Source organism: Latilactobacillus fragifolii, assembly GCF_905332535.1.
GTDB lineage: Bacteria > Bacillota > Bacilli > Lactobacillales > Lactobacillaceae > Latilactobacillus > Latilactobacillus fragifolii.
Genome location: NZ_CAJOCF010000005.1, coordinates 61,938 through 86,817, shown reverse-complemented (window position 1 = coordinate 86,817; position 24,880 = coordinate 61,938). Strand labels below are relative to the sequence as shown.

Genomic DNA, 24,880 nt, shown 5'->3' with positions numbered 1-24,880 from the left:
TCAACAGTCTATCCTTAATCATACTAGCTTAAGCAGTAAAAATCAATCGCAATTTGTAATCCCCCACTGCTTGGTGATTGATGGTGAGTTGGTAATGGACCGTGATTTCACCTGATAACGGTTGTTCTTTGACCATCGATAATAAATGAGTGGTGGTTGTGAGCACCGGCATGTTGCCATATTTCGTTTGGTAGATTGATCCGAGATCTTCACCTTGTTTAAAGTATAACCGCAATTGCGTCGCGTCTTTTTCTGTACCACGCGTCAATTGAATTTGACCATCGGCAGCTAGTTTAAACCGCACCGCTGTGGCCTGCTCACCACCGTGTTCTAGATAACGTAAGTAAAGTGATTCGCCCATTTTAACAACTTGGCCGTCCTCATCAAAAACATGTTTTTCAAGTTGCCCGTCTTGTTCTATTTGCGTTTCAAGGTGTACCTTGACTGGAATTCCGCTTTGACTTGCCATAAATAACTTCCTTTAATTTTAATTAAGTAGTTCTATTATAAGCCATTCAAAATTCGAGCGCTAGAATAATCCGCCAATTCGCTTTGGTCAACGTCCCGATTGCAGACAGCGCCTAGAATTTACGCTATAATTAAGGAGTATTTCTAATCTTTAGAGGTGACTGCCATGGATGATTTAACGTCTTTATCTGTCAATCAAGACTGGGCCATTTTAATCCAACATTTTGAAAAATCGGCTGGCCCACGCGCTTTTGCCCATGCTAATAGTCTCTTAGCGTTGAGCCGCGAGAGACAACAACCCATCATTCATTTTTGGACGCTTGCCGACAATGTTATTTTAGGCATGATGGATACCAAGTTACCTGATTATCCACAAGCAGTGGCTACATTAGATGCCGCACATTATGCCCATTTCGTGCGCAACGCTGGTGGTTTAGGGATTGTTGCCAATGCCGGTGTTTTGAACGTTAGCTTCTACCTGCCCAATATGGCTGATCAATTAAGCATCAATGCCGCTTACGCCCTCATGCACCAGTTGTTCTCCGCGGCCTTTGCGGCGTATCCGGTTACGATTGAGCATTTCGAAGTCACCCATTCCTATTGTCCCGGCGAATACGATCTCAGTATTCATGGTCGAAAGTTTGCCGGAATTGCCCAACGACGTGCCAAAAATGGCATTGCCGTATTCTTATATGCTAGTATTACAGGCAATCAACAGGCCCGTGGCGAACTCATGCACAGCTTTTACACCGCTGGCCAAGCACACCGTCAAAGCCGGTGGTCTTTTCCAAAAGTCATCCCTGCCACCATGGCCAACCTCGCCGACTTGTTAAACACACCATTGACGGTGGCAACAGCCATTGCGCACTTACAGACCGCCTTTTGTCAGCTTGTTCAACAACCCCAGCTAGTCGACCTCGCACCGCAATTACAAACGAATGCTTATCACCAATTACTACTTAAAAATCAAACTGCACTCCACCGTTATCAACTTTAACGGTCTCAAAAAGGAGATGATATTGTGCCTAACACTGCTATTAAACTATCACGTGAAAAAGTATTCCGTGATCCTGTGCATAACTATATCCGCGTCGAGTATCAAGTGATTCTCGATTTAATTGACACGCCTGAATTCCAACGTCTTCGGCGAATCAAACAGCTCGGCACCACTTCCTCGGTTTTCCAAGGCGCTGAACATTCCCGGTTCACTCACTCATTAGGCGTTTATGAAATCACCCGCCAGATCTGCGATCAGTTCCAACTTAACTATCCTAGTCAAGTTGCTGGTGATGGGCTTTGGAACGATGATGAACGCTTAGTTGCCTTATGTGCTGCTTTGTTGCACGACATCGGTCATGGTGCTTATTCCCACACTTTCGAACATATCTTTAACACTGACCATGAATTGATTACGCGCCAAATTATCACCAACCCGGAAACTGCTATTAATCGCGTCTTAACCCAAGTTGCGGATGATTTTCCGACAAAGGTCGCTAGTGTGATTGATCACTCTTATCCGAATCCACAGGTTGTCCAGATGATTTCTAGTCAGATTGATGCCGATCGTATGGATTACTTATTACGAGATGCTTATAATACTGGCACTAAATATGGTGAATTCGATTTGACCCGTGTTTTACGAGTCATGCGACCCTACGAAAAGGGCATTGCCTTTTTAGCAAATGGCATGCATGCTGTTGAAGATTACATCGTCAGTCGATTCCAGATGTATCAACAAGTCTATTTTCATCCTGTTTCACGCGGTATGGAAGTCGTTTTGCAAAAACTCTTGCAACGTGCGAAATTTCTTTATCAACAGCCCGATCATCATCAGAGTCTCGCACCGCAATTATTGATTCCGTTTTTCGAACAGCATTTCACCTTACAAGACTATTTAAAATTAGACGATGGCGTTTTAAATACCTATTTTTTATATTGGTTGGACTATCCAGATTCAGTGCTCAATGATTTGGCCGATCGCTTTTTAAGCCGGCGCCCATTCAAATCGGTTACGTTTAATCAACAGACAAAACGTGTTTTACCAGAACTACGGGCTCTGACTGAGCAAGCTGGTTATAACAGTGAGTATTACACCGCCGTCAATAACAGTTTCGACTTACCTTACGATGCCTATGATCCCTCCGCTAAATCCCCCAAAACTCAAATCGAAATCATGCAATCTGATGGGCACCTTGAAGAATTATCATCATTAAGTGATTTGGTGGCCGCCATTTCAGGCCGATTTAGCGGCGATGAACGCTTTTACTTTCCTAAAGAAATGCTCAACGAAAATGATATCGAAGTTTTCGCGCCAACGTACCAGCAGTTCAAAGCATACTTACGTAACGGTGCAATCAATCCCAACCACTAAAAAGGAGTTCTTATAATGTCAATCAAACTTGTCGCTGTCGATATGGACGGTACCTTATTAAATGAAAATAACAGCCTTAGCCCTAAAACAATCAAAGTCGTGAAAGCCGCTAAAAAACATGGTATTAAAGTTGTGTTATGTACTGGGCGCCCGCTCACTGGGGTCACGCCTTTTCTAAACGAACTAGGTTTGACTGAAGCCACTGACTACGTGATTACATTTAACGGAGCCTTGGTTCAAAATACGGCAACCCGTGAAATTCTAGTTCGGCATACTCTCAATTATGACCAATATCTTGAACTCGAAACCCTCGCTCGCCAAATCGGTTCTCATTTACACGCCGAAGATAATCAATTCATCTACACTGCTAACCGCGATATCAGTCCTTATACAGTCGGTGAAAGTGCGCTGGTTAACATGCCGGTCCGTTTCCGCCATGTCGATGAAATTGCCCCTAACAAGGCCTTTTCAAAAGTGATGCTCATCGACGAACCCGCTGTCTTAGCTGAAGCTAAAGCCAAAATTCCCGCTGACTTCTTCGATCGTTATCAATTTGTGCAAAGTGAAGCCTACTTCCTCGAAGTGCTCAACAAGAATGCCGGTAAAGGAAATGGGTTGCGCGACTTAGCAAACGCCTTAAACATTGATCAATCAGAAGTCATGGCCATCGGCGATCAAGGCAACGATCTGTCAATGCTAGCATACGCTGGCTTACCAGTGGCAATGGATAATGCCATTCCTGAATTGAAGCAAATTGCTAAGGTTGTTACTAAGAGTAACCATGAAGGCCAAGACGGTGTGGCATACGCTATTGAAACCTACGCCTTTGAAAGTCAAGCCTAAGAGGAGTCATTATGTCGACGTTAATTGATTTCATCTACCCAATCCCCCTTTTCTTTTTGATTTTATTCATTGGCCTCCAGCGGTTTGAAAAACGCCAATTAGTCAACGGCATCGTGTTTAACTTTTTCCTCTTCAGCGCCTTAATAGACGCTGCGCTTATTGTCATTCGGCTCAATAATGAAACGCTCAATGATATCGCAATTGCCGCTGCGATTGTCGTCATCTTAATCCTCATGTTTTTCTACCTATTCGGCATTGTCTTACTGCTATGGAACGCGTATATTGTCTGGAAAAAGGAAAGTCACACTTTATCCAATATGCTAACCCTGCTCATTGCGTTAGCCATTATTGGCTCATTTTTCGTCCCAACCATCACTCGTTGGTTACACATTCCCGCCGACGTTAGCGTATTTGGCAGCACGATTGTATCAGTCTTTCTTTTGTATATTCCATTGTTCTTTTATGTATACCTCACCTCACTTATCATCTACCAATTCAACCGGCCCCGTTATCAACAAGACTACATTATCGTCTTGGGGAGCGGTTTAATCGATGGCCAATTTGTCCCGCCTTTACTTGCCAGTCGGATTAATCGCGCCATTCAGTTTTATACTAAACAAGTCAAAAAAGGCCGCCCAGCACCCAAACTGGTCTTTTCAGGCGGCCAAGGTCCGGATGAAAAATTACCTGAATCAGTCGCCATGCAACGTTACGCGATCGAGCAAGGCATTCCGGCTCAAGACACCCTCACCGAGGAAAAATCGGTCAATACGTTACAAAACATGCAATTTTCAAAAGACATTATCATGGCTGATACCACTAAAGCAAACCCTAAAATTATTTTTGCAACCAACAATTACCATACATTTCGTGCTGGGCTTTTTGCAAAACAAGCCCATTTAAAAGCTGATGGTATTGGGGCTAAAACATCGCGTTACTTCTTACCGAATGCGGTTATCCGTGAATTCATCGCGATTCTTAAAATGAAACAGCATCAATTTATTTTAGTCGCAATTATAAGTATTGCATTTGCGGTCTTGAATGTTTTACTTAGTCATCTGTAAGCTAAAAAGACGTTGTCTATAAATTGTCGACAACGTCTTTTTTTTGTATCTATTTAGCCCGTGCTGCGCGGATATAGTGAATGATTAACGTTAATAGAATAACGCCGAACACAATTCCGGCAAACACTAGGTTCGGAATTTCATAGTCAATTGCTGGAATTGATAAAAATAATTTAATCGCAATGAAGAAAATTAAAATGTAGGCCATCGGATTTAATTCCGGAATTTTCTTCATCAATTGGGCAATAAGTTGGGCAATCCCCCGCATGCAGATAATCCCAATCATGCCCCCGATCAAAACAATGACTGGATTACTCGAAATTGCCAAGGACGCTAATACAGAATCGATCGAAAAAACAATGTCCATCAATTCAATCGAAGCAACTGTACGCCAGAAACGATGGGGGCTACTAATTTTAGAACTAGCCGCTGGTGTTTTCGCCTGTTTCGGATGCCCCTGCTTTCTGAAATAAGCAATGACTAAGTAAATTAAATATAACGAACCGGCAACTTTAATTTCCCACAAATGAATTAAGTAGGTGCCGACACCAATAATAATGAAACGAAAAACGTAAGCGCCCCATAAGCCATACACTAACGACTTCTCTTGCTCAATTTTTGTGGGTAAAGTTTGTGTCTGTGCTGCTAAGACAACGGCATTGTCTACTGAGAGTAAACATTCCATGATGACTAACGTCAAAATTAAAAGCCAATCTTCAGACGATGTAATGACCGTTTGCCAATTACTAAGTTCGAAGAATGGTTGATACAATTGTACAATCCAATTCATTTAAGGTTCCTCTATCTCTCATTTCTATAATTTAATTCCTGTAACTATCTTAACGATTTTTCATGAAAATCACAAATTTATTGTCAAATATATCCCTGAAACAACATTTTTATTTGATAGACTCTAGAAATACGGTATACTTTTTGTAGCAATAATTCATAATATTAATGGAGGTCGTTTTCATGATCAAAGAATTTAAAGAATTTATTATGCGTGGTAACGTGTTAGACATGGCTGTCGGGGTTATTTTGGGGGCCGCCTTAAAAAGTATCGTGGACTCATTAACAAAGAATTTAATCAACCCCATTATTTCATTATTCGTTGGCCAAGTAGATTTATCCGGTATTGCGCTGACCATTCCTGGCACCAAGGCTGTTTTTGGAATCGGGAACTTTTTAAACGATGTGATTAACTTCTTAATCATCGCATTCATTGTCTTCTTAATCGTCAAAGGGTTCAACAAAGTTCGTGACATGGGCAAGAAGACCGAAGAAGAAGCACCCATCGTCGAAACTAAAGAAGAAGTTTACTTAAAAGAAATTCGCGATTTATTAGCTAATAAAGAAAAATAAAGTCACAAAAAAAACGCCTGAACAAATTGTTCAGGCGTTTTTTTGTTAACTTATTGAAACGGGCTTTTTCGAACTATCTTTTCTGATTAACCGAAAAATGGAAATCACGGCTAAAGAACACCATGCTTCCCAATTTTTGTTAATCCTCAAAGCCAACCCGTTCGCGTTAGCACGCTTATCTTTTGAATCTGTTTTCAAATAATGGGCTGACTGGTTTGTTTTCATGGATTCGTTTGATGGCGTCCCCAATAAGTGGCCCGACCGAAACTTGTACCATTTTATCAATTAATTTTTCTTTTGGAAGGCTAATTGAATCTGTAACAATCATTTGCTTAATGACTGAATCTTCGATGCGTTGGATCGCTGGACCAGATAATACTGGATGTGTACAACATGCGAAGACTTCTGTTGCACCGGCATCTTTCAATGCTTGCGCAGCTAACGTAATTGTGCCGGCAGTATCAATCATATCATCAATAATAATTGCGCGTTTGCCGCTAACGTTCCCGATGATATTCATCACTTCAGAAACATTCGGTCTTGGGCGCCGTTTATCGATAATTGCAATTGGCGTCTTTAAGAAATCAGCCAATTTACGAGCCCGTGTAACGCCCCCATGATCAGGTGAAACAACAACCGCATTTTCAGCCAAGTCATTGCTCAAGAAATAATCAGCTAATAAAGGCGCACCCATCAAGTGATCAACTGGAATATCGAAGAACCCTTGGATTTGTACGGCATGTAAGTCCAATGCTAAAATTCGATTAGCCCCGGCCATTGTTAACATATTAGCCACTAATTTAGCAGTAATCGGTTCACGTGAACGAGCCTTACGATCTTGCCGTGCGTAACCGTAATAAGGTAACACAACATTGATTGTTTTAGCAGATGCACGGCGCAATGCATCAATCATAATCATGATTTCCATCAAGTTATCATTAACGGGTGCAGATGTTGATTGAATGATGAAAATTTCGTCGCCACGAATACTTTCTTCAATATTAATCTGAATTTCACCATCGCTAAACCGTTTAACAGAAGATTTTCCTAAAGGAACCCCAACTTCAGCTGCAATTTTCTCAGCTAAGGGCTTATTAGAGTTCAAAGCAAAGATTTTCAACTTAGGGTCGAAATATTGTTCAGACATGTCAGCCTCCAAAAAATTTATGTTAGTACCTACTTAAAGTTTAGGCATTTTCATCTCGGAAATCAAGATTAAAACCTAAAAAGTTCACAAATGTTGTTAAGTAAGCGCTGTTCATTAGAAACGTGAGAGAAAAAGAAAAAGTTAACCGCTCTAATTGCTTTAATAGGTTCGGTTTTACAATTAAATTATCACGTATTTCATGATTCATTTCCAACGTGTTAGCAGTAATTTACACATGGCGTTTCAAAGCGGCATTCAATTGTGAAGCTTGTTGCAAATTGTTAGATGAATCAGACAGCCTCCAACCGCTTTGTCTAATTAACCTAAAAATGACCATGATGATTGAACCCCGCCATCATGGTCATTCTTAAATTAATCGTCAGAAGCTAACCGGTATATTGGTGAATGCTATTGCCATTCTTCATCGTTTGCCACTGGTAATTTTGCCCAGTAATTTGCTTTATTTGTTTGTCGAGCACGAGCGATGGCCATTGCTTTTTCTGGCACATCATCCGTGATGGTTGAACCAGCTGCGATGAATGTGTGATCTGCAATTTCAACCGGTGCAACGATGTTTGAGTTGCTACCAATAAAGACATGACTGCCAACGTTAGCATGATGCTTAGCCACGCCATCATAGTTAACAAAGACTACCCCGCACCCCACGTTAATGTCAGTTCCTAAGGTGGCATCTCCAACATAACTTAAGTGACCAATCTTCGTCCGGTCACCAATTTTGGCATTCTTCACTTCACAGAAGTTGCCAATATGCACGGCTTCACCAATTTCAGCGTTTGGCCGTAAGTGACTATTAGGCCCGATGTTAGCGCCCGTATGCATCATAGCTGATTCAATCATTGAACTTGTGATTTGAACGTTGTCTTCGATTGTTGCGTCAATAAGTGTTGAGCCCGCCCCAACAAAACAATCCGAACCAATAATGGTGTTCCCTTTTAAAACGACGTTTGGTTCAACGATTGTATCATTACCAATCGTAACACCAACTTCGATATAGGTATTATCTGGATCAATTAATGTGACACCGTTGCGCATATGTTCTGTATTGATGCGCTTGCGCATCACTTTTGTAGCAGCAGCAAGGGCAATTCGATCATTAACCCCCATTGATTCTTCAAAGTTTGGCATTCTGTAAGCCGCAACAATTTCGCCTTTTTTCTTCAAGATTTCAACCACATCCGTTAAGTAGTATTCACCTTGGGCGTTCTTATTCGTGACTTCATGCAATGCTTGGAATAATGTTTGATTGTCAAAGCAGTAAACACCTGTATTAATTTCATTAACAGCTGCTTCTTTATCATTGGCGTCTTTTTGTTCAACAATTTTTTCAACAATGCCGATATCATTTCGGATAATCCGGCCATACCCCGTTGGATCGGGGGCCGTTGCTGTTAAAATCGTTGCTTTAGCGCCCTTATCGTGATGGTATGCGAATAATTTTTCAAACGTTTCCGCGGTTAAAAGCGGTGTATCCCCACTGACCACAATGGTAATGCCGTCTTCATCTTTCAACAAAGCTTCTGCTTGTAAAACCGCATGCCCCGTCCCTAATTGTTCGGCCTGCAATGCATATTGTGAGCGGCCACCAAGGTAATCTTTCACTTTTTCGGCACCATGCCCAACAATTGTGACGATATTGGTCGGATTCGTTCTTTCAACTTGGGTTAAAACATGATCAACCATTGGTCGACCACAAACCTCGTGTAATACTTTATATAATTTTGACTTCATACGAGTACCTTTACCCGCTGCTAAAATAATTGCATTTTTATTAACCATCATAAGCTCCTCGTCATTCGTAATTACTGGTCTATTTTAGCTTAAATAAAAGGCTAGGGCAAGCTAATCCACATTGAAGTTTAGCGCTTTATCCCGTATACTGGAAGTAATTGATTGGGGAAGGAAGTCGGATATGTCAAAGCTGACCAACAACACTCGATTAATGCTCGGCAGCATTATTGTTGCCTTGGCCTTGCTCATTGGCGGGTATTGGTCGACCATATCCCGACACCAAACACACCAAGTTACAGTCACGTCTTCTACCAAACCACAATCCCACGCGCGGCAACCATCAATAAAATCCAAAAAAGCGGTCCAATCGGCACCAATTGACTGGCGGGCACCTTCTGAAAACAAACCATATCCTAATTTAGCGGAGCAACCCGATTTATGGATTGATGTTTCAATTGCACGCCAACGGTTTACCTTAAAAACGGCAATGATTTTTTGTACACAATGTACGCTTCAACTGGTTCACCTAAGTCCCCCACCCCAACCGGGACATTCTATATAGAAGCCGAACATGGCGGCTCATTTTTCAATACAAATTCCGAGGAAGGCGCTAAATACTAGCGGTCTTTCCTAGACCATGGTATTTATCTCTTTCACAGTGTGCCCACAGATAAAGCTGGGCATTTCATCCCAGAAGAAGCTGAACAATTGGGCCAAAAAGCTAATTCACACGGTTGCATTCGTTTATCAGTAGCCGATGCCCAATGGTTCTACACCGCGATTCCATACAATACAAAAGTCGTCATTCACTAGCTTGAATGGCGACTTTTTTTCTTAATCCTACTAGCTACAAGGAGATGCCCTGATGACTCAGACCACCCAACAAATAATTGCGACGGCTTTTAAACAATTAATGATTGAACAACCCTTTAATAAAATTAGCGTCACCACCATCATGAATAAAGCTGGTATCCGGCGCCAAACTTTTTACGACTATTTCCCCGATAAATATGCGTTATTAGATTGGCTTTACGATCAAGAAATCGGCGGCTACATCGACGAGCATCTCAGTTATATTCATTGGACACAAGTATTGACACAACTGTTCAACTACTTTAACACCAACCGTGCCTTCTATCAAAACGCTTTATCGATTGAAGGGCAAAACGCCTTCGAACGTCATTTTATTCACCACGTCCATCAACTTATCAATCGGATTATTCAAGATCTCGCTAGCGCGCACCATATTACATTGTCCACCGACTATCAAGCCTTTTTACTCAGTTTTCTTTCCAATGCATTAGTTGCTTACACCGCTGATTGGCTCCGCTGTCGCCATCCTCAACCCGTTTCAAAAGTAGTCACTGCTCTAAAAATGACGCTAACAGACACCATCAACGGCCTGTTACTACGGACAGGGCATTTATATGAACAACGGTAATTAAAAAAGACCCTTAACAGGGTCTCTTTTTGCGTGCTTATTTAATTTTCAATGGCGCCAATTGCGTTTCAATGGCGGCTAAATCCGTCCCCGCTTGCAACAACGCGGCAGCTGTGTAGCCCCCTTCAATTAACGCGACATCATATAGATGCACTGTCTTATCCGTTAGTTCCTGAGCCACTTCGAGGTTCATCTTAGCGCTGCCTAAGTCGTAGAAAGCTAATAATTCTTGCCCGGCATTAGTTTCAAAAGCACTTTGAATCTTCATCGCGCTCGTCCCAATACGACCTTCGTCCGTGCCACCAGCCGTCGTTACTGAAATATCGGCGGCAACTTCTTTAATTAAACGCGCAACGCCAAGGGCAATTTCTGGCACGTGCGACACAATCACTACACCATATTCACTCATGATAGTACCTTCGCCATTAACATTGTGGTAAATAGGTAGCCACTGGAAGCTGCCCCAGGATCAATATGCCCGATTGAACGTTCTCCAACATAAGAAGCCCGCCCTTTCGTTGCTTGCATATCCTTAGTCGATTCAACAGCCGCTTCAATCACAGACACCTCTAAGAGGCCCGCTTCAATTGCTTTGACAACCGGTGCCCAAACATCAATCAAGGTCTTTTCACCCACTTGGGCATGCCCCCGTTTTTGAATGCCTTCTAAACCGGCTGCCAGTAATGGCCCAACTTCAAGCGTCGTACTGCTTAGTTTAGCCATTTCTAAAAAGGCCGTCCCATAAAGCGGCCCAGAAGCGCCACCTACTTTACTGATGAGCATCAGCGCTGTCGTTTTTAAAATACCTTGGACATCGGTTGGCTGTTGCTTGGTTAATGCGTCATGCACAGCTAATAAGCCACGCGACATGTTATTACCATGGTCCCCATCACCAATCGGTGTATCAAGTTCACTTAAATAATCTTTTTCAGCTTGAATTTTGGCATCAAATAATTCAAGCCATTTCAATGTATTTTCAGCCGTTAACATTATATACCTCCTTTACCAACCAATCGTTGTGACTGGTTCATCTAATTTAGCAACCCAACCAGGTTCAATTAATTTCATTATCGTTAATGACACACCAGCCATATCTAAAGCAGTCATATAATTACCGACTTTTGTGAAGTCGACTTCAACATTTTCAGCAGCTAAGAGGTCCAAGACATCATTCATAAAGACATATTGTTCCATCAGTGGTGTTGCACCTAAGCCGTTGACCATTACCGCGAAATGCTCGCCAGCCGTCATGTGGTGGGCTTCTTTTAACTTACCTACCAGTTCAGTTGCTAAGTGTTTCGAATCTTGGCGTTTTTCCCGTCGATAGCCGGGTTCACCGTGTATTCCTACACCATATTCGATTTCGTCGGCGGCTAATTCAAAGCCAGGTTGCCCGACTTCAGGAACAGTTGCTCCTGACAATGCGACTCCGATTGTCTTGATATTCGGTGTAATTTGGTGCGCTAATTCTTCAATGGCTTCGATACCAGCGCCTTGCCGCGCATAGGCGCCCAGAATCTTGTGAACAAAAATGGTGCCTGCAACCCCGCGACGACCTTGCGTATACGTACTATTTTCAACAGCAATGTCGTCATCAACAACGATTGAGCGGACATCAATATCGTCCATCGCCGCCATATCCTTAGCCATTTCGAAATTCATGACATCCCCGGAATAATTCTTAATCACTAAGAATACCCCGCGGCCGGCATCAGCGGCTTTAATCGCTGCATAAATTTGATCGGGAGTTGGTGAGGTAAAGACTTGTCCGCACACAGCAGCCGTCAACATGCCATCACCGACAAAACCAGCGTGCGTTGGTTCATGACCACTACCGCCTCCACTGACAATCCCGACTTGGGGCCGATGGTTTAGATCAGCAATTTTCAGCACTGCTTCGGTCCCTGGAATTTGTTTGAGTTGGTCTGGATAACTCCGCACTAAACCTTGAACCATCTCCGTTACAATTTGGCTTGGATCATTCATTATCTTTTTCATAGTAACCTCCTCTTGAATATAGTTACAGTCTATGTTAACGCTATCATTTATGCAACGGACAAAGCTTGGAAACTGTCCAAAAGCGCCGCAAATTAAAAAAACACCCGAACCATTAACCGGTCCGGGTGCTAGTAAGTCCTTTAAGCTAAGCGATCTGCATTTTTTGTTAAGTAATTACCGTAACTGACACTTAACGTTTTATTTTCAATATCAACTTTATCGACCTTCAAAATTGAAGTGTAATCATCAACCATCCGATTCCCTTCAAAATCAGATTCAGCAAAGACCGAAATGCCAACCATTTCAGAATCAAATTCCTCAATCAAGCTCTTCATCCCGTTGACTGTGCCGCCACCTTTCATGAAGTCATCAACAATTAAGACTTTGGAATTTTCAGGTAAGCTACGCTTTGAAAGTTCCATCTTTTCGATACGCGCTGATGAACCAGAAACATAGTTCACACTAACCGTTGAACCTTCGGTAATTTTTGAATCACGGCGCACAATGACAAATGGCACATTTAAATACATCGCAACGCTCTGGGCAATCGGAATGCCCTTCGTGGCAACCGTCATAACAGCCGTTACTTCTTTTCCCACATATTGATTGGCAATTAACCGCCCTACTTGCCGTAATACCTCTGGCCGTCCCAGTAAGTCTGATAAATAAACGTAACCACCAGGTAATAAGCGATCATTTTCTGAAAGCCGTTGAGCCATCTCAGCGATAAAAGCTTCTGCTTCATCTTGTTTAATCATTGGCATGTAGCGCACCCCACCAGCTGCACCCGGAACCGTTTCTAAAATCCCCGTCCCCCGGTTAAAAAAGGTCCGCTTCACAATCGATAAATCTTCACTGATTGATGACTTAGCTGATTCGTAACGGTTTGAAAAGAAGGTTAATGGAATCAACGTATGTGGTCTTTCTAATAAATAGCGTGTCATATCGATTAATCGATCACTTCTTCTAACTTTCATGTTGAATACTCCTCCATAGTTTACTTTACTATTATTTCCGAAAAAAACTGCCTACCAGCCAATTATATAGAAATCTTCGGTTAAATCCTAGTCTTTTTTCAAAAAAGAGCGCCATTGTTCGCTTTTATCCCGTTAAACCAATTTTTACGCCAAGTAAAAACGCCTCAATCATTTGATTGTCGGCGTTTTATTAACGTTTTAATGGTTTAACTAAATATACCTCAGTACAAAATCCGGACATACTATTATAAATTCGTTGGGCCCGTGAATACTGACGGCAGATACCAAACACAGTTGGCCCACTACCACTCATCTGGGCAACAGCCGCCCCAAATTGCAATAACCGCTCACTTAATTGGTTGATAACTGGATAACGTTCCGTCGTAATTGGCGTCAAAACATTCCCCATATTGCGCGTCATGGCATTCAAATCACCAGCTTTAACGGCTGCAACCAATGCTTCAGTGTCGGGATGCTGTTGAATCTGGTCGCAATCCAATGCCCGAATAATCCGCGGCGTTGAAACACTGACTTCTGGTTTCACGACAACCACCCAAAAATTCGGTAATGCGCCGAGTGGTTTAATCTGATCGCCTTTGCCAGTGACAAGGGCGGTTTCTCCATATACGCAATATGGCACATCCGAATCAATTTGCAGTCCGAATCGTGCTAATTGCGCGCGCGTTAAATTGAGTTGCCATAGTTCGTTTAAGCCCCGTAAAACAGCGGCCGCATCCGAACTGCCGCCACCCAAGCCAGCCGCAACAGGAATATGCTTATCAATTTCAATCAAGGCCCCCGTTGGTATCTGATACGTCTGTTGTAATAAATGAGCTGCTTTGTAGGCCAGGTTACGCTGATCTTCTGGTAAAAAACCACTTGATGTGCGGACCTCAATTGCGGGGTTATCACGTAATGTTATCTGAACATAATCCGCCAAGTCAATCGACGTCATCACCATCTGCCACTCAGGTTCCCCATCGTCATGCAAAAAGAGCGCGTCTAAACTGAGATTGATTTTAGCAGGTGCTTTTTCAATTCGTTGCATCACATTCACCTTTTACCTAGCATTTAATTGTTTCATTATACTCATATCTGCTTGTAAAAACCAACCTTTTAACAACGGATAAAAAAGCACTGACATCTGAATGTCAGTGCTCTTTTGTCCATATTATTGATTATCTTTTACCATAATCTTATGTCTAAATTCATTCATTAAGTTAAGCATTTGCTTGGCATTTTCTTTACCAAACGTCTCAATCCATGATGCAAAACGATTATGAATCTTCGGATTTAATTCGGCAACTGTTTTTGCACCAGCTGGCGTTAAATTTAAAATTAAACGGCGGCGATCGTTGGGATCAATTTCTTGGGTAATATAGTCTAATTTAAGTAAAACACGAATTTGTCGAGAAATTGCACCGCGTGTTACGCCACGTTTTTTGGCAATATCAATTAGACTCACTGAATTATCATCAGCAATTTCTTTCATAATCAGATATTGTTCAAAAGACAATTGGTAAGCTTGCGTTGGTTCAGAAACCAAGTCTTCGACATATTTAATCGCCGACATGTAAAGTTCAACATATTCATCCAACAATTGACTATCTTCCACAATATTTCCCACCTTTTTATTTGCTTTCCTTAACTGTACCACAAATTCTTAAGCTTGACTATTTGGGGTTTGCGTTAACTTTTGTTTCAACTGACCACCGAATAACCCGGCGAAGAAGACTGCACAAAAGACAAATAAAATGATTAAGACTAATCCGAATTGGGCATTGTTACCATTAACAGCTTGTTCAAACCCACTAATCGTGTAGGTTCCTGGTAAAAAGTGTGCTACTCCTTGATAGAAGCCTGATAACATGTCGTTCGGGAAGAGTCCGCCTGTGATGATGAGTTGTAAGAACAATAACCCGAAGGCGATTAAAATCCCCATCGTTCCAAAGCGCTTATCCAATGCTAAACACGCAAGCGTAAAGACCGCACTCGTCATGATGCTTAAGCCAAAGAAGGCAACCGGTTGGGCAATTATCAACCCAAAGATGGTTGCAAAGCTATCAATTAATATTGCTTGGGCAATCACTACTCCGGCAACGACTAGCATCCGTTGTTTAAGTCCCCTGTCTGCTAATGTTTCACCGTAGCGATAAAGTGTTAATTGCGTTAACATTGCCCCGACGAAGAAGACAAGCGTTAATACCAGTGGTGCAAAGGTGTTAATTAATGCGCCATGATTTGTATCTGATAATAATTGATCTTTAACAGGTTGTACGAAATGTTCGACATTTGCTGAACCCGTTGAAAGGTGGGCAACTTGCTTACTACCATCGCTCAACTTAATATTTAACAAGTTAATCCCGGCACCAGCTTGGCCTAAACCCGTTGTTAATTGACCAGCACCATCAACCAATAAACCTGAACCATCGTTTAATTGTGTGATCCCCGAAACAAGGGTTGGTACTTTTTGATTTAATGCTTGTAAACCGCTCGTTAGCTGTTGTCCACCGGCATGAAGCTTATTGTTATTTGCAACTAATTGATTACTCCCCGCAGTCGCAGTTGAAACACCGTTGAGATAGGTAGTTAACCCTGGCATTAAACCAAGCTGACCGTTTTGGCCTTTTAATCCAGCTTGAATCTGTACTAACCCATCATGAATGGTATCTGCGGCCTGAATAGCACCTAAAGTATTAGGATTGCTTGGGTTTCCTTTTTGTTTCAGACCAGTATCGACTTTGGCTAACCCCGCTGTCAATGTGTCAATGGCTTGAGCAGCGCCATTTAACGCTAATGGCGCTTGCTCTTGACTTGCCATCTTGGCAATCCCTGCTTTTAATTGGGCCATATTATCAGCCGTCTTTGCCAATTCATCTGAAACGGCCCGCAATTGAACGCCGGTATCGCGCATATCGTTCCCCATTGTGCCTAAGTTGGCTTGAATGGCTTTCATATTCGCCCCGGAAGATTGCAGTTGACTCCCCGCATTGACTAAGTCCGCCTTAGCTGCATCCCCAATGGCGAGTAACGATTTTAAAACGGTTGGATTCTGGATTAAAAATATTGCCAACTTATTATTGTGAAGGACTAAATCTTGTAATGATTGCAATTGCTTTCCCGCATCTTGTAAACTGTTTGCTACACTATCCGGCTTAGCGGTATTGTAAACTTTATCGTTAATCTGACTTAAATTAGCACCGCTATCTTGTAAAAGCGTCCCGGTATTGTTAGCATGATCGGCAATCTTCAATAAGTCCGCCTTGATGATTGCCGAATTATCGTTATTAGAATGGTTCACTTTTTGATCTAGTGCTTGAATACCAGTATTTAAATCCTTTAAGCCCGTCTTTAATCGCGTCAATTGCTCCTGATTCCCGTCAAGACTCGCTTCAATTTCATCGGCGGCTGCCGTTAACTTCTCACTCAACTGCTGTGTGCCGTCCGTCAATTGAGTGACACCACCACTAATTTGTTGCCCACCGGCTAGAATGGTTTGATTATTCGCTACTAATTGATTGAGGCCTGTGTTAAGTTGTTCTGCCCCCTTTGTATAATCAACAAGCCCAGTTGCAAGCTGACTTGAACCGGTTGTTAATTGCTGCACTCCACTTGCCAAAGGCGCACTACCAGCTGCCAATTGTTGTGTCCCGCTATGCAACACATTCAGATTATCATAGATTTGTTGGCTACCATTTGATAATTGACCGGCGGCTGCGTTTAATTTTTTAACACCGTTGCTCGCGTCCTGTACACCACTGCCTAATGTACCGATCGCCCCCAACAAGGCTTGATTATAAGCTTCTTGAATTTTTTGGACGACACTGCCTTTCATCTGGTTCACAACTTGGGTGGTAATCATGCCAGCCATGTAGTTATTTTTCTGAGATGTTTCCACTTTCAACAAGCTAACCTTAGGTGACTTATCTAACGCAGTTGTCGCATTTTTCGAAAAGTCTTTCGGTAAGACGACTTGCATCGCATATCGGCCGCTCGCTAAGTTTGCTTTGGCATCCTTAGCACTAACAAATTGCCAATCGACTTGGGGGTCATTGCGCAACGTTTTTAATACCTGTTGACCAACTGCCACTTTTTTCCCTTGAAATGTTGCGGCTTGATCTTGATTTACAATTGCAACTTTCATATGTTTAATATTAGTTGTCTGTTCGTACTTAATAAAATTAAATATAATTAATAATAATAAAATGGGAATTAAACAGATCATTATAATAAATCCGCCCAACTGCACTTTGCTCTCTCTCCAATTGCCAAACATGTTCTTTCTCCTTTTTGTATACGTCATAAACATTCTATATGATATTGTTTTATTAAGCGAATGTCAATAATTAATCAACCCTATGAAGTATGTCACAATCCAGCAATCACCTTTTTGAGCAAAAAAAAACACCCAACTGATTTGTTGGGTGTTACTCGATTCTTCTATTTTAACTATAAGACAATTGGTTCTTCATCAAACTCAATCTCAATCGATTTCGTTAACAAATCAGCATAGCTGTATGAAACACGTTCAAAAGCATTTTCATCCTGATCTAAATCAACTACAAATACTGCTGGAAAGGTCTCTTTGAGAATTCCCTTTCGCTTTGTAACTTTTTTGCGCCCAGCTTGAGCGACAACCATTAACTTGTCTCCGATATGCCCATCGAGACCGTTCTTAATATTGGCAAGTGTGGTTGGCATTATGCTTCACCTCTTCGAGGAATAGTATACCATATAAACGAAAATTTTGCAATTATACCATTGTACCAACGATTTGGCAATTACTTACTTAATTTTTTTGCCAAAAATGGGTTGCTTATTCAAAGCGTCACTCAATTGGGCAAATTGTTGAATACTCAATTGTTCTGCACGTGTGCTCGGTGCGATTGCGACTGCTTCTAAAGCTGTCGTTAAAGCTGCTTTGACCTCATCTTGTTTACCAAATTGATTTTGCAAATTATTCCATAACGTCTTTCGGCGTTGTGCAAATGCCCCACGGACCAATTGATCAAATAACGTTTGATTGGCAACTGTCACAAGCGGTTCTTTGCGGCCAACTAACTCAACGATTGCTGAATCGACGTTCGGTTGTGGCATGAAGGCCGTCTTAGGTACAATAAAGGCTAAATTCACTTCTGAGTGGCATTGAACGGCGATACTTAATGAGCCGTAAGCTTTTGAACCTGGTTCAGCATTGATTCGTTCAGCCACTTCCTTTTGCATCATTAAGACCATCCGATCAATTGGTAGCCCCGCTTCAAGCAAGTGCAACATAATCGGTGTGGTGATGTAATACGGCAAGTTGGCAACAATTTTAAGCTGGTGCTTGCCATCGAACTGTTCCGCAATAATTGTTTTTAAATCCGCCTCAAGAATATCTTGATTTAAAATCGTAACGTTATGGTAGTGATTCAAGGTATCTTTCAAGACCGGCATTAAGCGCTCATCAATTTCAAAGCTTAGCACTTGATGTGCTTTTCTGGCAATTTGTTCCGTTAAAGAACCAATCCCTGGGCCGATTTCAATCACATCGTCATCTTTGGTAATATCACTAGCTGCAACGATTTGTTTCAAAATGGCAATGTTGGTTAAGAAGTTTTGGCCTAAGCTCTTTTTAAACTTAAAGCCGTAGCGTTTGAGAATTTTTCGGGTACGCTCGGGATTTGCAATATCTTCCATCTTAATCTCCTAATTCCTGTTTAATTTGTAGTAGTGCGGCACCAAATTCAGCTTGTGTCACTTGGAACATCTTAAGCCGCTTGTAGAGTTGTTTACTGTTGGTATAACCGATGTGTAAAATCTCGCCTAGTAATTCACGGCGCCGCTTCGCATCGGGCCCTGCAATCAAGCCAGCCATCAATAGATCAGATTGGCTGATTTGTTCGTTTGCTTCTTCATCCTGGGTCAATAGATGCTCAAGTGCTTGGATAATCGCCGCTGGCTTTGCGTGTTCAACGCCTAAACTACCGCCCGCTTTTTCAGGTTGAGCTTCTGTCCGTGGTAAAAAGGCGTGTTCGACACCAGGCACATTTTGGGAGATAATTTTACGAATTTTCTCCCCATGAAAATCGGGATCGGTAAAGACAATCACCCCCCGTTTTTCTTGGGCAAGTGCAATTTTTTCGATAATTTCTTCATTAATCGCTGAGCCGCGAGTTTCGATGGTGGCAACATCTGGGAAAACTTCCCGCAACCGTTTCGTATCATCACGCCCTTCAACGACAATGACTTCTTGAATTTTTTTTTTCATAGTACTCCTAACTTAAAAATCCGGTGGGCATTCGCATACGTTACTGCCGCAATTTCTTCTGGTGCCTCATCTTTGAGTCTAGCAATCGCTTCTACCACATAACGTGTGTAGCCTGGTTGATTCTGCTTCCCGCGATAAGGGGTCGGCGTTAAATATGGGGCATCGGTTTCAACTAGCATCACGTCCAAGGGACATGCTTGGGCTGCTTGATGGACATCGTGCGCATTTTTAAAACTGACCACACCACTAAATGAAATCTGCATGCCAAGATCCATAAAGCGTTTCATCCATTCAACATTACCGTTAAAACTGTGGATGATCCCACCACAATCGCGGACATCAGTTTCTTTTAGAATCTTATAAGTATCTTCTAACGCATCCCGCGTGTGCACTGAAATTGGCAAATGCAAGGATTTAGCAATTTCGATCTGCCGTGCAAAAACGGTTTGTTGCACCTCACGGGGTGAAGTATCCCAATGATAATCCAAACCAATCTCACCTAATGCCACCACTTCTGGTCGTTGTAATTGGTCAATCAGTAAGGTTTCTTCAGCCTTGTGGTAATCTTTGGCTGATTCAGGATGCCAACCGATAATCGCTGACAGTGGCTCATATTGCGCCGCTAAGCGTAACGCGCCCTCATTTAAAATTGAATCTGAACCAACAATCGCCATTTCAACAACGCCCAGTTCAGCCGCTTGCGCGATAAAATCTGCTTCTTGCCCCGCATACGGGGTATCGTTTAAATGCGTATGTGAATCAAAAATTTGCATTTTAATCTCCTTTTAGGGTCCTCGTTTGACAGCAAACCCGTTTCAAACCCACGCTAAAGGTCTTCTTCACATGACCATTTAGCAAAGGCTCAGAAAAGGGCTAAAAGGCCTACAGAATGTAAATGCCTTTTAGCCCTTTTGACGTTGCTGTTATTTTAAATTACCCGATTTGTGAGCCATTCACCAAGTTATTTGGGACAATGGCCAACGCAACTTGGCCATTGTGTTCTGCTGATAACAACATCCCTTGACTCAATTCACCACGTAATTTACGTGGTTTCAAGTTCGTTACGGCTAAAACTTTCTTGCCTACTAAAGCTTCATAGTCTGGATAGAATTCAGCAATTCCAGAAACGATTTGGCGATCACCTTCATCACCAGCATCTAACCGGAATTTCAACAATTTATCAGCGCCTTCAACCTTGGCAACGGCCTTAATTTCAGCCACTCGAATTTCTGTTTGGTCAAAATCTTCAAACTTGATGGCATCTTTTTCATTGATTAACGTTGTTGCTTTTGGGTCGAATTCAGCTGCTTGTTGTTTGGCCTTCACTTTTTCGTTCACTAAGCCAGCTTGTTGCGCTTGGCTCATTTGCTCCTTAATGTACGCCACTTCTTCATCCAAGTCTAACCGTGGGAAAATTGGCGTTCCTTTAGCAACCACTTGAATGTTGGCTGGGAAAGTCCCATAAACCAATTCGCGTTGCGCAGTTTGATCAAAAACAAGCCCTAATTGGGCAAATATGTCACGTGGCGCATGCGTCATCACCGGTTGCAATAAGAGGGCCACAATCCGTAAGCTCTCAGCCAAGTGAGCTAAGACACTATCGAGTTCAGCTTTGCGGCTGTCATCTTTTGCCAAAACCCATGGTTCTGTTTCATCGATGTACTTATTCGCGCGACTAATTAATTGCCAAACAGTATCTAAGGCATCCGAAAACTTCAATTGATCCATTAAGCTCGTGTATTGTTCAATTGTTTCGCCGGCTGTCTTTTGTAGATCCGTATCAAATCGCGTTACGTCAGCTTGATACGTTGGCACTGCGCCATTATCGTATTTATTAATCATTGCAACGGTCCGGTTCAATAAGTTTCCTAAATCGTTGGCAAGATCGTAGTTAATTCGGCTGACAAAGTCTTCCGGGGTAAACGTCCCATCATTGCCAAATGGAATCGCACGCATTAAATAATAACGTAAAGCATCTAAGCCATAACGTTCCACTAACATTTCAGGATAGACCACATTGCCTTTTGATTTAGACATTTTGCCGTCTTTCATTAATAACCAACCATGCCCAAAAATTTGTTTTGGCAATGGCAAGTCAAGCGCCATCAAGAAAATTGGCCAGTAAATCGTATGGAAACGCACAATTTCTTTCCCAACCAAATGCACGTCAGCTGGCCAGTATTTGTTGAATAATTCGTCGTTATCTGAACCATAACCAAGCGCCGTAATATAGTTTGTTAACGCATCTAACCACACGTACACCACGTGTTTGGGATTACTTGAAACGTGAATCCCCCAATCAAATGAGATCCGCGAAACCGATAAGTCTTCCAATCCTGGTTTAATGAAGTTGTTGATCATTTCGTTACGCCGTGATGCTGGTTCGATGAAATCGGGATGTTCTTCATAATAAGCCAATAAGCGATCAGCATATTTGCTCATCTTAAACTTATAGGTTTCTTCAGCGACCCGTTGGACTTCATGACCAGATGGGGCTTTCCCACCGATAACATGCCCTGCGTCGTCTTTATAAACTTCTGCTAATTGTGATTCAGTAAAGTATTCTTCATCAGAAACAGAATACCACCCTTCGTATTGACCAAGGTAAATGTCGCCTTGTGCTAATAACTTGTCGAAGATTTTTTGAACCGCTTTGACATGATATTCATCCGTTGTGCGAATGAACTTGTCGTTTGAAATTTCCAGTGTTTGCCATAATGCTTTGATATCTTTGGCCATCCCATCAACGTATGCTTGAGGGGCCATGTTTTTTTCAGCTGCTTTTTGTTCGAGTTTCAAACCGTGCTCGTCCGTCCCCGTCAAGAAGAAGACATCAAATCCCATCAAACGTTTGTAACGCGCGATGACATCGGCGGCAATGGTTGTATATGAGTTACCAATCGTTAATTTACCAGATGGATAATAGATTGGGGTCGTTACGTAAAATGTTGGTTTTGTCTCTGCCATGAGGTTCGCTCCTTAATTAAAAAAACGAGAATTGCAACAATTCTCGACTTGCTTAAATAATGCCATATAAGTAATCAAAGTATAGCACAAAAGAGCAGTCATTTAAACGACAACTCACACTAAGCCTGCATTAAAATAAATCCATCTGTTCGGGGGCTTTCGGGGCTAGATCCGGAAATTCTAGTCCAAGTAATTGTTGTAATTGCAAAGCATTATCCGCAGCATCTCCACCAGAATTATTGTTAAAAATGACAGCAACTTGTTCCGCTTGATTTTCAATCTGCCGAACAGCAGCTACAAAAAATTGTAATTCATCTTGACGATAACGATACAGCGTTCGCTGCTTGCGCCATTGCGCCCCTGGGTTTTGCCAGCCGGCCATATTGCGGCCATGCAAGCGCAACATTGCAAACGCCGAATTGGTGACAACCGGTTCAAACGGCACACTGTTGGTTGGGGTTTGCGCCTCGTCTGTGATAACGTGTGTCATGTTTAACTGGTGCAAAAAGGCGTACATTTGTTGCTTAAAGGCGGCATCGTACCACGATTGATGCCGGAACTCGACAGCAATTGGCACATCCGGTAACCATATTCGAATTTGCCGTAAATACTGACTATTTTCCTGATTAAGTTGGAAAAATGGCGGAAACTGAAATAAGACCGCCTGTAATTGACCAGCTTCAATCAATGGTTCAATCGATTGACGGTAACGCACAAACAATTCTTTTTCAGTACGCGTGAACTCGGAATAGTCTTCTTGGCGCGTCATTGCCTGGTGTGCTTTAACAATGAATTGAAAACTAGTTGGTACCTGCGTCAACCAGTTAGCGCTAACCGTTGGCGCTCGTAAGCCATAATAAAAGCTATCGACTTCGACGACTGGTAGAAACTGGGCATAATCGTTTAATGTTAATTGCTTTTTGGTCGGCATTAGTGACTGATGTTCGGACCAGGTGGTTAAGCCAATTGTAATCATATCCGCACCTCTAGAACCGTTGAAATTGTTGAATAAACAAAGCTTCTTGTTCCGTTAAATCCTTTAAGGTCACAATTAATTGTTGCCCCATGCGTTTATAATTTAACCGAATCCGTGATAGGCTAAAGTCGATGACCAACAGTAATAACATTAAGCTGATGGCCCGTTCTTCAGAAAACGCCACTCCTAAAAGATCCACCTGATCAGTTGCCGTTAAGAATTTAAAAATAATGTACAACGAAAATAGTTCTTCGACGACTCTAAAAAATCGAATGCCTTGCAACTTCTTCTTTAAAACCATCAAGACCATCATCGTTTGATCCTTTGTCATCATAGTGTTTCCGCTCCTTCTCTTGGCTTAGTAATTGGACTTGCTTCGAAGAAAACCATCTGCTCTTCATGAAAATCCGTGTGATACCGATTGAGCTGACCGCTTAAAACGGTTGGTAAAATGGCCCGTAAGTCGGCCACTATCCCTTGATTATCAGCAGCTTGTACCCACTCTGGCTCAAATAATTGTAGTACCCCTTCGCGCATCCCCACCGGATAAAGTGGTAGTTGCACCGTTGGTAAAATATCGACTAGAAAAATATCAATCGGCGCAATCGGTGCACCATCAATATGCCAATCAATCCAGCCTACATTTTGAAGGGTGTATTGGTTGGTCTGTAGTCCGGTTTCTTCAAATAACTCCCGCTGCATGCCACTGACTGGCGTCTCATCGGGTTCTGTTTTACCCCCAATACCATTCCAAAGCCCAGCAAATGGCGGCTTAAGCCGATTCAATAATAGTAATGTCCCGCGATAGCGAATTACCGCTAAATTATAGCGTCGTTTAGTCACAGTTCAAGCGCCTCACATCTCATAAATTAGTTTCATTTTAGCATATTAAGCCAAAGCATGCTGACTGGCGCGGTCGGCCATTGCGCATTAATTAAAAAAAGAGCATCTCGTCTCCGATTCGCTCTTTCCATCTTATTTTTCGTCTGCTTCTTTCATCGCCTTCATCAATCTTGCTTGGTACTGTTTCGAAATTAAAATCAGTGTTTGGTACAAATCTTTTACGTATGCTTCGAGTGCCGGATCCTCAACTGCAGCCAGGCGCGCATCTAGCACCGCTTTTTCGCGTTGGATATCGGTCAAGCCGATTCCTTGTTCGTGCTTAATCGTCGCAATCTGCTTGATGGTTTGCATCCGCGCTTCAAATAAGGCCGCTAATTGGGCATCAATTACATCAATTTTTTGATAGTGTTCCGTTAACATGTGC

The 24,880-nt window shown here is 42.2% G+C and carries 26 protein-coding genes and 1 pseudogene; 7 read left to right on the top strand and 20 right to left on the bottom strand.

All coding sequences use genetic code 11. The annotated features are described in order from the left end of the window. Positions 1 to 28: 28 nt before the first annotated feature. The gene (locus J7Q78_RS07585) at positions 29 to 469 is read right to left on the bottom strand and encodes a DUF1934 domain-containing protein (RefSeq protein WP_208422606.1); all 441 of its coding nucleotides are present in this window, start codon (positions 467 to 469) and stop codon (positions 29 to 31) included. Positions 470 to 634: 165 nt separating this feature from the next. Here J7Q78_RS07585 and J7Q78_RS07580 point away from each other — a divergent pair, with 165 nt between their 5' ends. From J7Q78_RS07580 to J7Q78_RS07565, 4 genes are read left to right on the top strand one after another with little or no spacing between them, the layout of a single operon-like run. Next, on the top strand, positions 635 to 1,465 hold the full coding sequence (locus tag J7Q78_RS07580; RefSeq protein ID WP_154243118.1) for a lipoyl protein ligase domain-containing protein: 831 nt from the start codon (positions 635 to 637) through the stop codon (positions 1,463 to 1,465). 24 nt (positions 1,466 to 1,489) lie between these two features. Continuing rightward, complete coding sequence (locus J7Q78_RS07575; protein WP_154243119.1) at positions 1,490 to 2,839, top strand: HD domain-containing protein; 1,350 nt, start codon at positions 1,490 to 1,492, stop codon at positions 2,837 to 2,839. A 15-nt stretch (positions 2,840 to 2,854) separates the two neighbouring features. After that, on the top strand, positions 2,855 to 3,682 hold the full coding sequence (gene yidA, locus J7Q78_RS07570; protein WP_208422607.1) for a sugar-phosphatase: 828 nt from the start codon (positions 2,855 to 2,857) through the stop codon (positions 3,680 to 3,682). A gap of 11 nt (positions 3,683 to 3,693) precedes the next feature. Next, positions 3,694 to 4,746, top strand: a complete 1,053-nt coding sequence (locus tag J7Q78_RS07565; protein ID WP_208422608.1) for a YdcF family protein — start codon at positions 3,694 to 3,696, stop codon at positions 4,744 to 4,746. Positions 4,747 to 4,795: 49 nt separating this feature from the next. On the opposite strand, the gene J7Q78_RS07560 is transcribed toward J7Q78_RS07565, so the two are convergent. After that, positions 4,796 to 5,536: a TerC family protein gene (locus J7Q78_RS07560; RefSeq protein ID WP_154243128.1), complete on the bottom strand. Its 741-nt coding sequence runs from the start codon at positions 5,534 to 5,536 to the stop codon at positions 4,796 to 4,798. Between the two features lie 182 nt (positions 5,537 to 5,718). Between J7Q78_RS07560 and mscL the strand changes: the two genes are divergently transcribed. After that, positions 5,719 to 6,108: a large conductance mechanosensitive channel protein MscL gene (gene mscL, locus J7Q78_RS07555; protein WP_208422609.1), complete on the top strand. Its 390-nt coding sequence runs from the start codon at positions 5,719 to 5,721 to the stop codon at positions 6,106 to 6,108. 175 nt (positions 6,109 to 6,283) lie between these two features. On the opposite strand, the gene J7Q78_RS07550 is transcribed toward mscL, so the two are convergent. Together J7Q78_RS07550 and glmU are read right to left on the bottom strand one after the other, a co-directional pair. Next, a complete protein-coding gene (locus J7Q78_RS07550) occupies positions 6,284 to 7,255 on the bottom strand; it encodes a ribose-phosphate diphosphokinase (protein ID WP_154243130.1) in 972 nt (323 codons plus the stop codon). 408 nt (positions 7,256 to 7,663) lie between these two features. Continuing rightward, a complete protein-coding gene (glmU, locus tag J7Q78_RS07545) occupies positions 7,664 to 9,052 on the bottom strand; it encodes a bifunctional UDP-N-acetylglucosamine diphosphorylase/glucosamine-1-phosphate N-acetyltransferase GlmU (RefSeq protein WP_208422610.1) in 1,389 nt (462 codons plus the stop codon). Between the two features lie 133 nt (positions 9,053 to 9,185). On the opposite strand from glmU, the pseudogene J7Q78_RS07540 reads away from it, so the two are divergent. Both J7Q78_RS07540 and dhaS read left to right on the top strand, forming a co-directional pair. Beyond that, a pseudogene (locus J7Q78_RS07540) lies at positions 9,186 to 9,817 on the top strand (L,D-transpeptidase). 52 nt (positions 9,818 to 9,869) lie between these two features. Continuing rightward, positions 9,870 to 10,445, top strand: coding sequence for a dihydroxyacetone kinase transcriptional activator DhaS (gene dhaS, locus J7Q78_RS07535; protein WP_208422611.1), 576 nt, complete (start codon positions 9,870 to 9,872; stop codon positions 10,443 to 10,445). 37 nt (positions 10,446 to 10,482) lie between these two features. Here dhaS and dhaM read toward each other — a convergent pair whose 3' ends face one another. From dhaM to J7Q78_RS07455, 16 genes are all read right to left on the bottom strand, one after another. Further along, a complete protein-coding gene (gene dhaM, locus J7Q78_RS07530; RefSeq protein WP_208422612.1) occupies positions 10,483 to 10,854 on the bottom strand; it encodes a dihydroxyacetone kinase phosphoryl donor subunit DhaM in 372 nt (123 codons plus the stop codon). Next, complete coding sequence (gene dhaL / locus J7Q78_RS07525) at positions 10,851 to 11,435, bottom strand: dihydroxyacetone kinase subunit DhaL (RefSeq protein WP_208422613.1); 585 nt, start codon at positions 11,433 to 11,435, stop codon at positions 10,851 to 10,853. Before dhaL ends, dhaM begins: the two co-directional genes overlap by 4 nt. Positions 11,436 to 11,447: 12 nt before the next feature. After that, the gene (gene dhaK, locus J7Q78_RS07520) at positions 11,448 to 12,443 is read right to left on the bottom strand and encodes a dihydroxyacetone kinase subunit DhaK (protein WP_208422614.1); all 996 of its coding nucleotides are present in this window, start codon (positions 12,441 to 12,443) and stop codon (positions 11,448 to 11,450) included. A 140-nt stretch (positions 12,444 to 12,583) separates the two neighbouring features. Then, positions 12,584 to 13,420, bottom strand: a complete 837-nt coding sequence (gene purR / locus J7Q78_RS07515; protein ID WP_004270382.1) for a pur operon repressor — start codon at positions 13,418 to 13,420, stop codon at positions 12,584 to 12,586. 190 nt (positions 13,421 to 13,610) lie between these two features. Beyond that, positions 13,611 to 14,468: a 4-(cytidine 5'-diphospho)-2-C-methyl-D-erythritol kinase gene (gene ispE, locus J7Q78_RS07510; protein WP_208422615.1), complete on the bottom strand. Its 858-nt coding sequence runs from the start codon at positions 14,466 to 14,468 to the stop codon at positions 13,611 to 13,613. 123 nt (positions 14,469 to 14,591) lie between these two features. After that, positions 14,592 to 15,035: a MarR family winged helix-turn-helix transcriptional regulator gene (locus J7Q78_RS07505; protein WP_235688081.1), complete on the bottom strand. Its 444-nt coding sequence runs from the start codon at positions 15,033 to 15,035 to the stop codon at positions 14,592 to 14,594. Positions 15,036 to 15,083: 48 nt separating this feature from the next. Beyond that, positions 15,084 to 17,645, bottom strand: coding sequence for a YhgE/Pip domain-containing protein (locus tag J7Q78_RS07500; RefSeq protein ID WP_208422617.1), 2,562 nt, complete (start codon positions 17,643 to 17,645; stop codon positions 15,084 to 15,086). Between the two features lie 224 nt (positions 17,646 to 17,869). Then, positions 17,870 to 18,121 (bottom strand): Veg family protein, encoded by a 252-nt coding sequence (locus J7Q78_RS07495; RefSeq protein WP_004270360.1) that lies wholly within the window; start codon positions 18,119 to 18,121, stop codon positions 17,870 to 17,872. Between the two features lie 84 nt (positions 18,122 to 18,205). Then, on the bottom strand, positions 18,206 to 19,099 hold the full coding sequence (rsmA, locus tag J7Q78_RS07490) for a 16S rRNA (adenine(1518)-N(6)/adenine(1519)-N(6))-dimethyltransferase RsmA (protein WP_208422618.1): 894 nt from the start codon (positions 19,097 to 19,099) through the stop codon (positions 18,206 to 18,208). 1 nt (position 19,100) lies between these two features. Further along, the gene (gene rnmV, locus J7Q78_RS07485; protein WP_208422619.1) at positions 19,101 to 19,670 is read right to left on the bottom strand and encodes a ribonuclease M5; all 570 of its coding nucleotides are present in this window, start codon (positions 19,668 to 19,670) and stop codon (positions 19,101 to 19,103) included. After that, positions 19,667 to 20,443, bottom strand: a complete 777-nt coding sequence (locus J7Q78_RS07480; RefSeq protein WP_208422620.1) for a TatD family hydrolase — start codon at positions 20,441 to 20,443, stop codon at positions 19,667 to 19,669. Before J7Q78_RS07480 ends, rnmV begins: the two co-directional genes overlap by 4 nt. Positions 20,444 to 20,603: 160 nt before the next feature. Continuing rightward, positions 20,604 to 22,637, bottom strand: a complete 2,034-nt coding sequence (metG, locus tag J7Q78_RS07475; RefSeq protein ID WP_208422621.1) for a methionine--tRNA ligase — start codon at positions 22,635 to 22,637, stop codon at positions 20,604 to 20,606. A 130-nt stretch (positions 22,638 to 22,767) separates the two neighbouring features. Beyond that, a complete protein-coding gene (locus tag J7Q78_RS07470; RefSeq protein WP_208422622.1) occupies positions 22,768 to 23,613 on the bottom strand; it encodes a DUF72 domain-containing protein in 846 nt (281 codons plus the stop codon). 10 nt (positions 23,614 to 23,623) lie between these two features. Continuing rightward, entirely contained in the window at positions 23,624 to 23,947 is a 324-nt protein-coding gene (locus J7Q78_RS07465) for a hypothetical protein (protein WP_154243144.1), read from the bottom strand. Further along, positions 23,944 to 24,456, bottom strand: coding sequence for an NUDIX domain-containing protein (locus J7Q78_RS07460; protein ID WP_208422623.1), 513 nt, complete (start codon positions 24,454 to 24,456; stop codon positions 23,944 to 23,946). Before J7Q78_RS07460 ends, J7Q78_RS07465 begins: the two co-directional genes overlap by 4 nt. Positions 24,457 to 24,588: 132 nt before the next feature. After that, positions 24,589 to 24,876, bottom strand: a complete 288-nt coding sequence (locus J7Q78_RS07455) for a chorismate mutase (protein ID WP_208422624.1) — start codon at positions 24,874 to 24,876, stop codon at positions 24,589 to 24,591. Positions 24,877 to 24,880 lie beyond the last annotated feature (4 nt).

Excerpts from the sequence above, each read along its gene's own strand:
- J7Q78_RS07480 (WP_208422620.1), bottom strand. The coding sequence starts at position 20,443 with ATGCAAATTTTTGATTCACATACGCATTTAAACGATACCCCGTATGCG.
- J7Q78_RS07565 (WP_208422608.1), top strand. The coding sequence starts at position 3,694 with ATGTCGACGTTAATTGATTTCATCTACCCAATCCCCCTTTTCTTTTTG.
- dhaK (WP_208422614.1), bottom strand. The coding sequence starts at position 12,443 with ATGAAAAAGATAATGAATGATCCAAGCCAAATTGTAACGGAGATGGTT.
- dhaL (WP_208422613.1), bottom strand. The coding sequence starts at position 11,435 with ATGTTAACGGCTGAAAATACATTGAAATGGCTTGAATTATTTGATGCC.
- J7Q78_RS07500 (WP_208422617.1), bottom strand. The coding sequence starts at position 17,645 with ATGATCTGTTTAATTCCCATTTTATTATTATTAATTATATTTAATTTT.
- metG (WP_208422621.1), bottom strand. The coding sequence starts at position 22,637 with ATGGCAGAGACAAAACCAACATTTTACGTAACGACCCCAATCTATTAT.
- rsmA (WP_208422618.1), bottom strand. The coding sequence starts at position 19,099 with ATGGAAGATATTGCAAATCCCGAGCGTACCCGAAAAATTCTCAAACGC.
- J7Q78_RS07580 (WP_154243118.1), top strand. The coding sequence starts at position 635 with ATGGATGATTTAACGTCTTTATCTGTCAATCAAGACTGGGCCATTTTA.
- dhaM (WP_208422612.1), bottom strand. The coding sequence starts at position 10,854 with ATGAGTGAATATGGTGTAGTGATTGTGTCGCACGTGCCAGAAATTGCC.
- yidA (WP_208422607.1), top strand. The coding sequence starts at position 2,855 with ATGTCAATCAAACTTGTCGCTGTCGATATGGACGGTACCTTATTAAAT.
- J7Q78_RS07550 (WP_154243130.1), bottom strand. The coding sequence starts at position 7,255 with ATGTCTGAACAATATTTCGACCCTAAGTTGAAAATCTTTGCTTTGAAC.
- rnmV (WP_208422619.1), bottom strand. The coding sequence starts at position 19,670 with ATGAAAAAAAAAATTCAAGAAGTCATTGTCGTTGAAGGGCGTGATGAT.
- mscL (WP_208422609.1), top strand. The coding sequence starts at position 5,719 with ATGATCAAAGAATTTAAAGAATTTATTATGCGTGGTAACGTGTTAGAC.
- J7Q78_RS07585 (WP_208422606.1), bottom strand. The coding sequence starts at position 469 with ATGGCAAGTCAAAGCGGAATTCCAGTCAAGGTACACCTTGAAACGCAA.
- J7Q78_RS07455 (WP_208422624.1), bottom strand. The coding sequence starts at position 24,876 with ATGTTAACGGAACACTATCAAAAAATTGATGTAATTGATGCCCAATTA.
- purR (WP_004270382.1), bottom strand. The coding sequence starts at position 13,420 with ATGAAAGTTAGAAGAAGTGATCGATTAATCGATATGACACGCTATTTA.
- ispE (WP_208422615.1), bottom strand. The coding sequence starts at position 14,468 with ATGCAACGAATTGAAAAAGCACCTGCTAAAATCAATCTCAGTTTAGAC.
- J7Q78_RS07465 (WP_154243144.1), bottom strand. The coding sequence starts at position 23,947 with ATGATGACAAAGGATCAAACGATGATGGTCTTGATGGTTTTAAAGAAG.
- J7Q78_RS07560 (WP_154243128.1), bottom strand. The coding sequence starts at position 5,536 with ATGAATTGGATTGTACAATTGTATCAACCATTCTTCGAACTTAGTAAT.
- J7Q78_RS07495 (WP_004270360.1), bottom strand. The coding sequence starts at position 18,121 with ATGCCAACCACACTTGCCAATATTAAGAACGGTCTCGATGGGCATATC.
- dhaS (WP_208422611.1), top strand. The coding sequence starts at position 9,870 with ATGACTCAGACCACCCAACAAATAATTGCGACGGCTTTTAAACAATTA.
- J7Q78_RS07470 (WP_208422622.1), bottom strand. The coding sequence starts at position 23,613 with ATGATTACAATTGGCTTAACCACCTGGTCCGAACATCAGTCACTAATG.
- glmU (WP_208422610.1), bottom strand. The coding sequence starts at position 9,052 with ATGGTTAATAAAAATGCAATTATTTTAGCAGCGGGTAAAGGTACTCGT.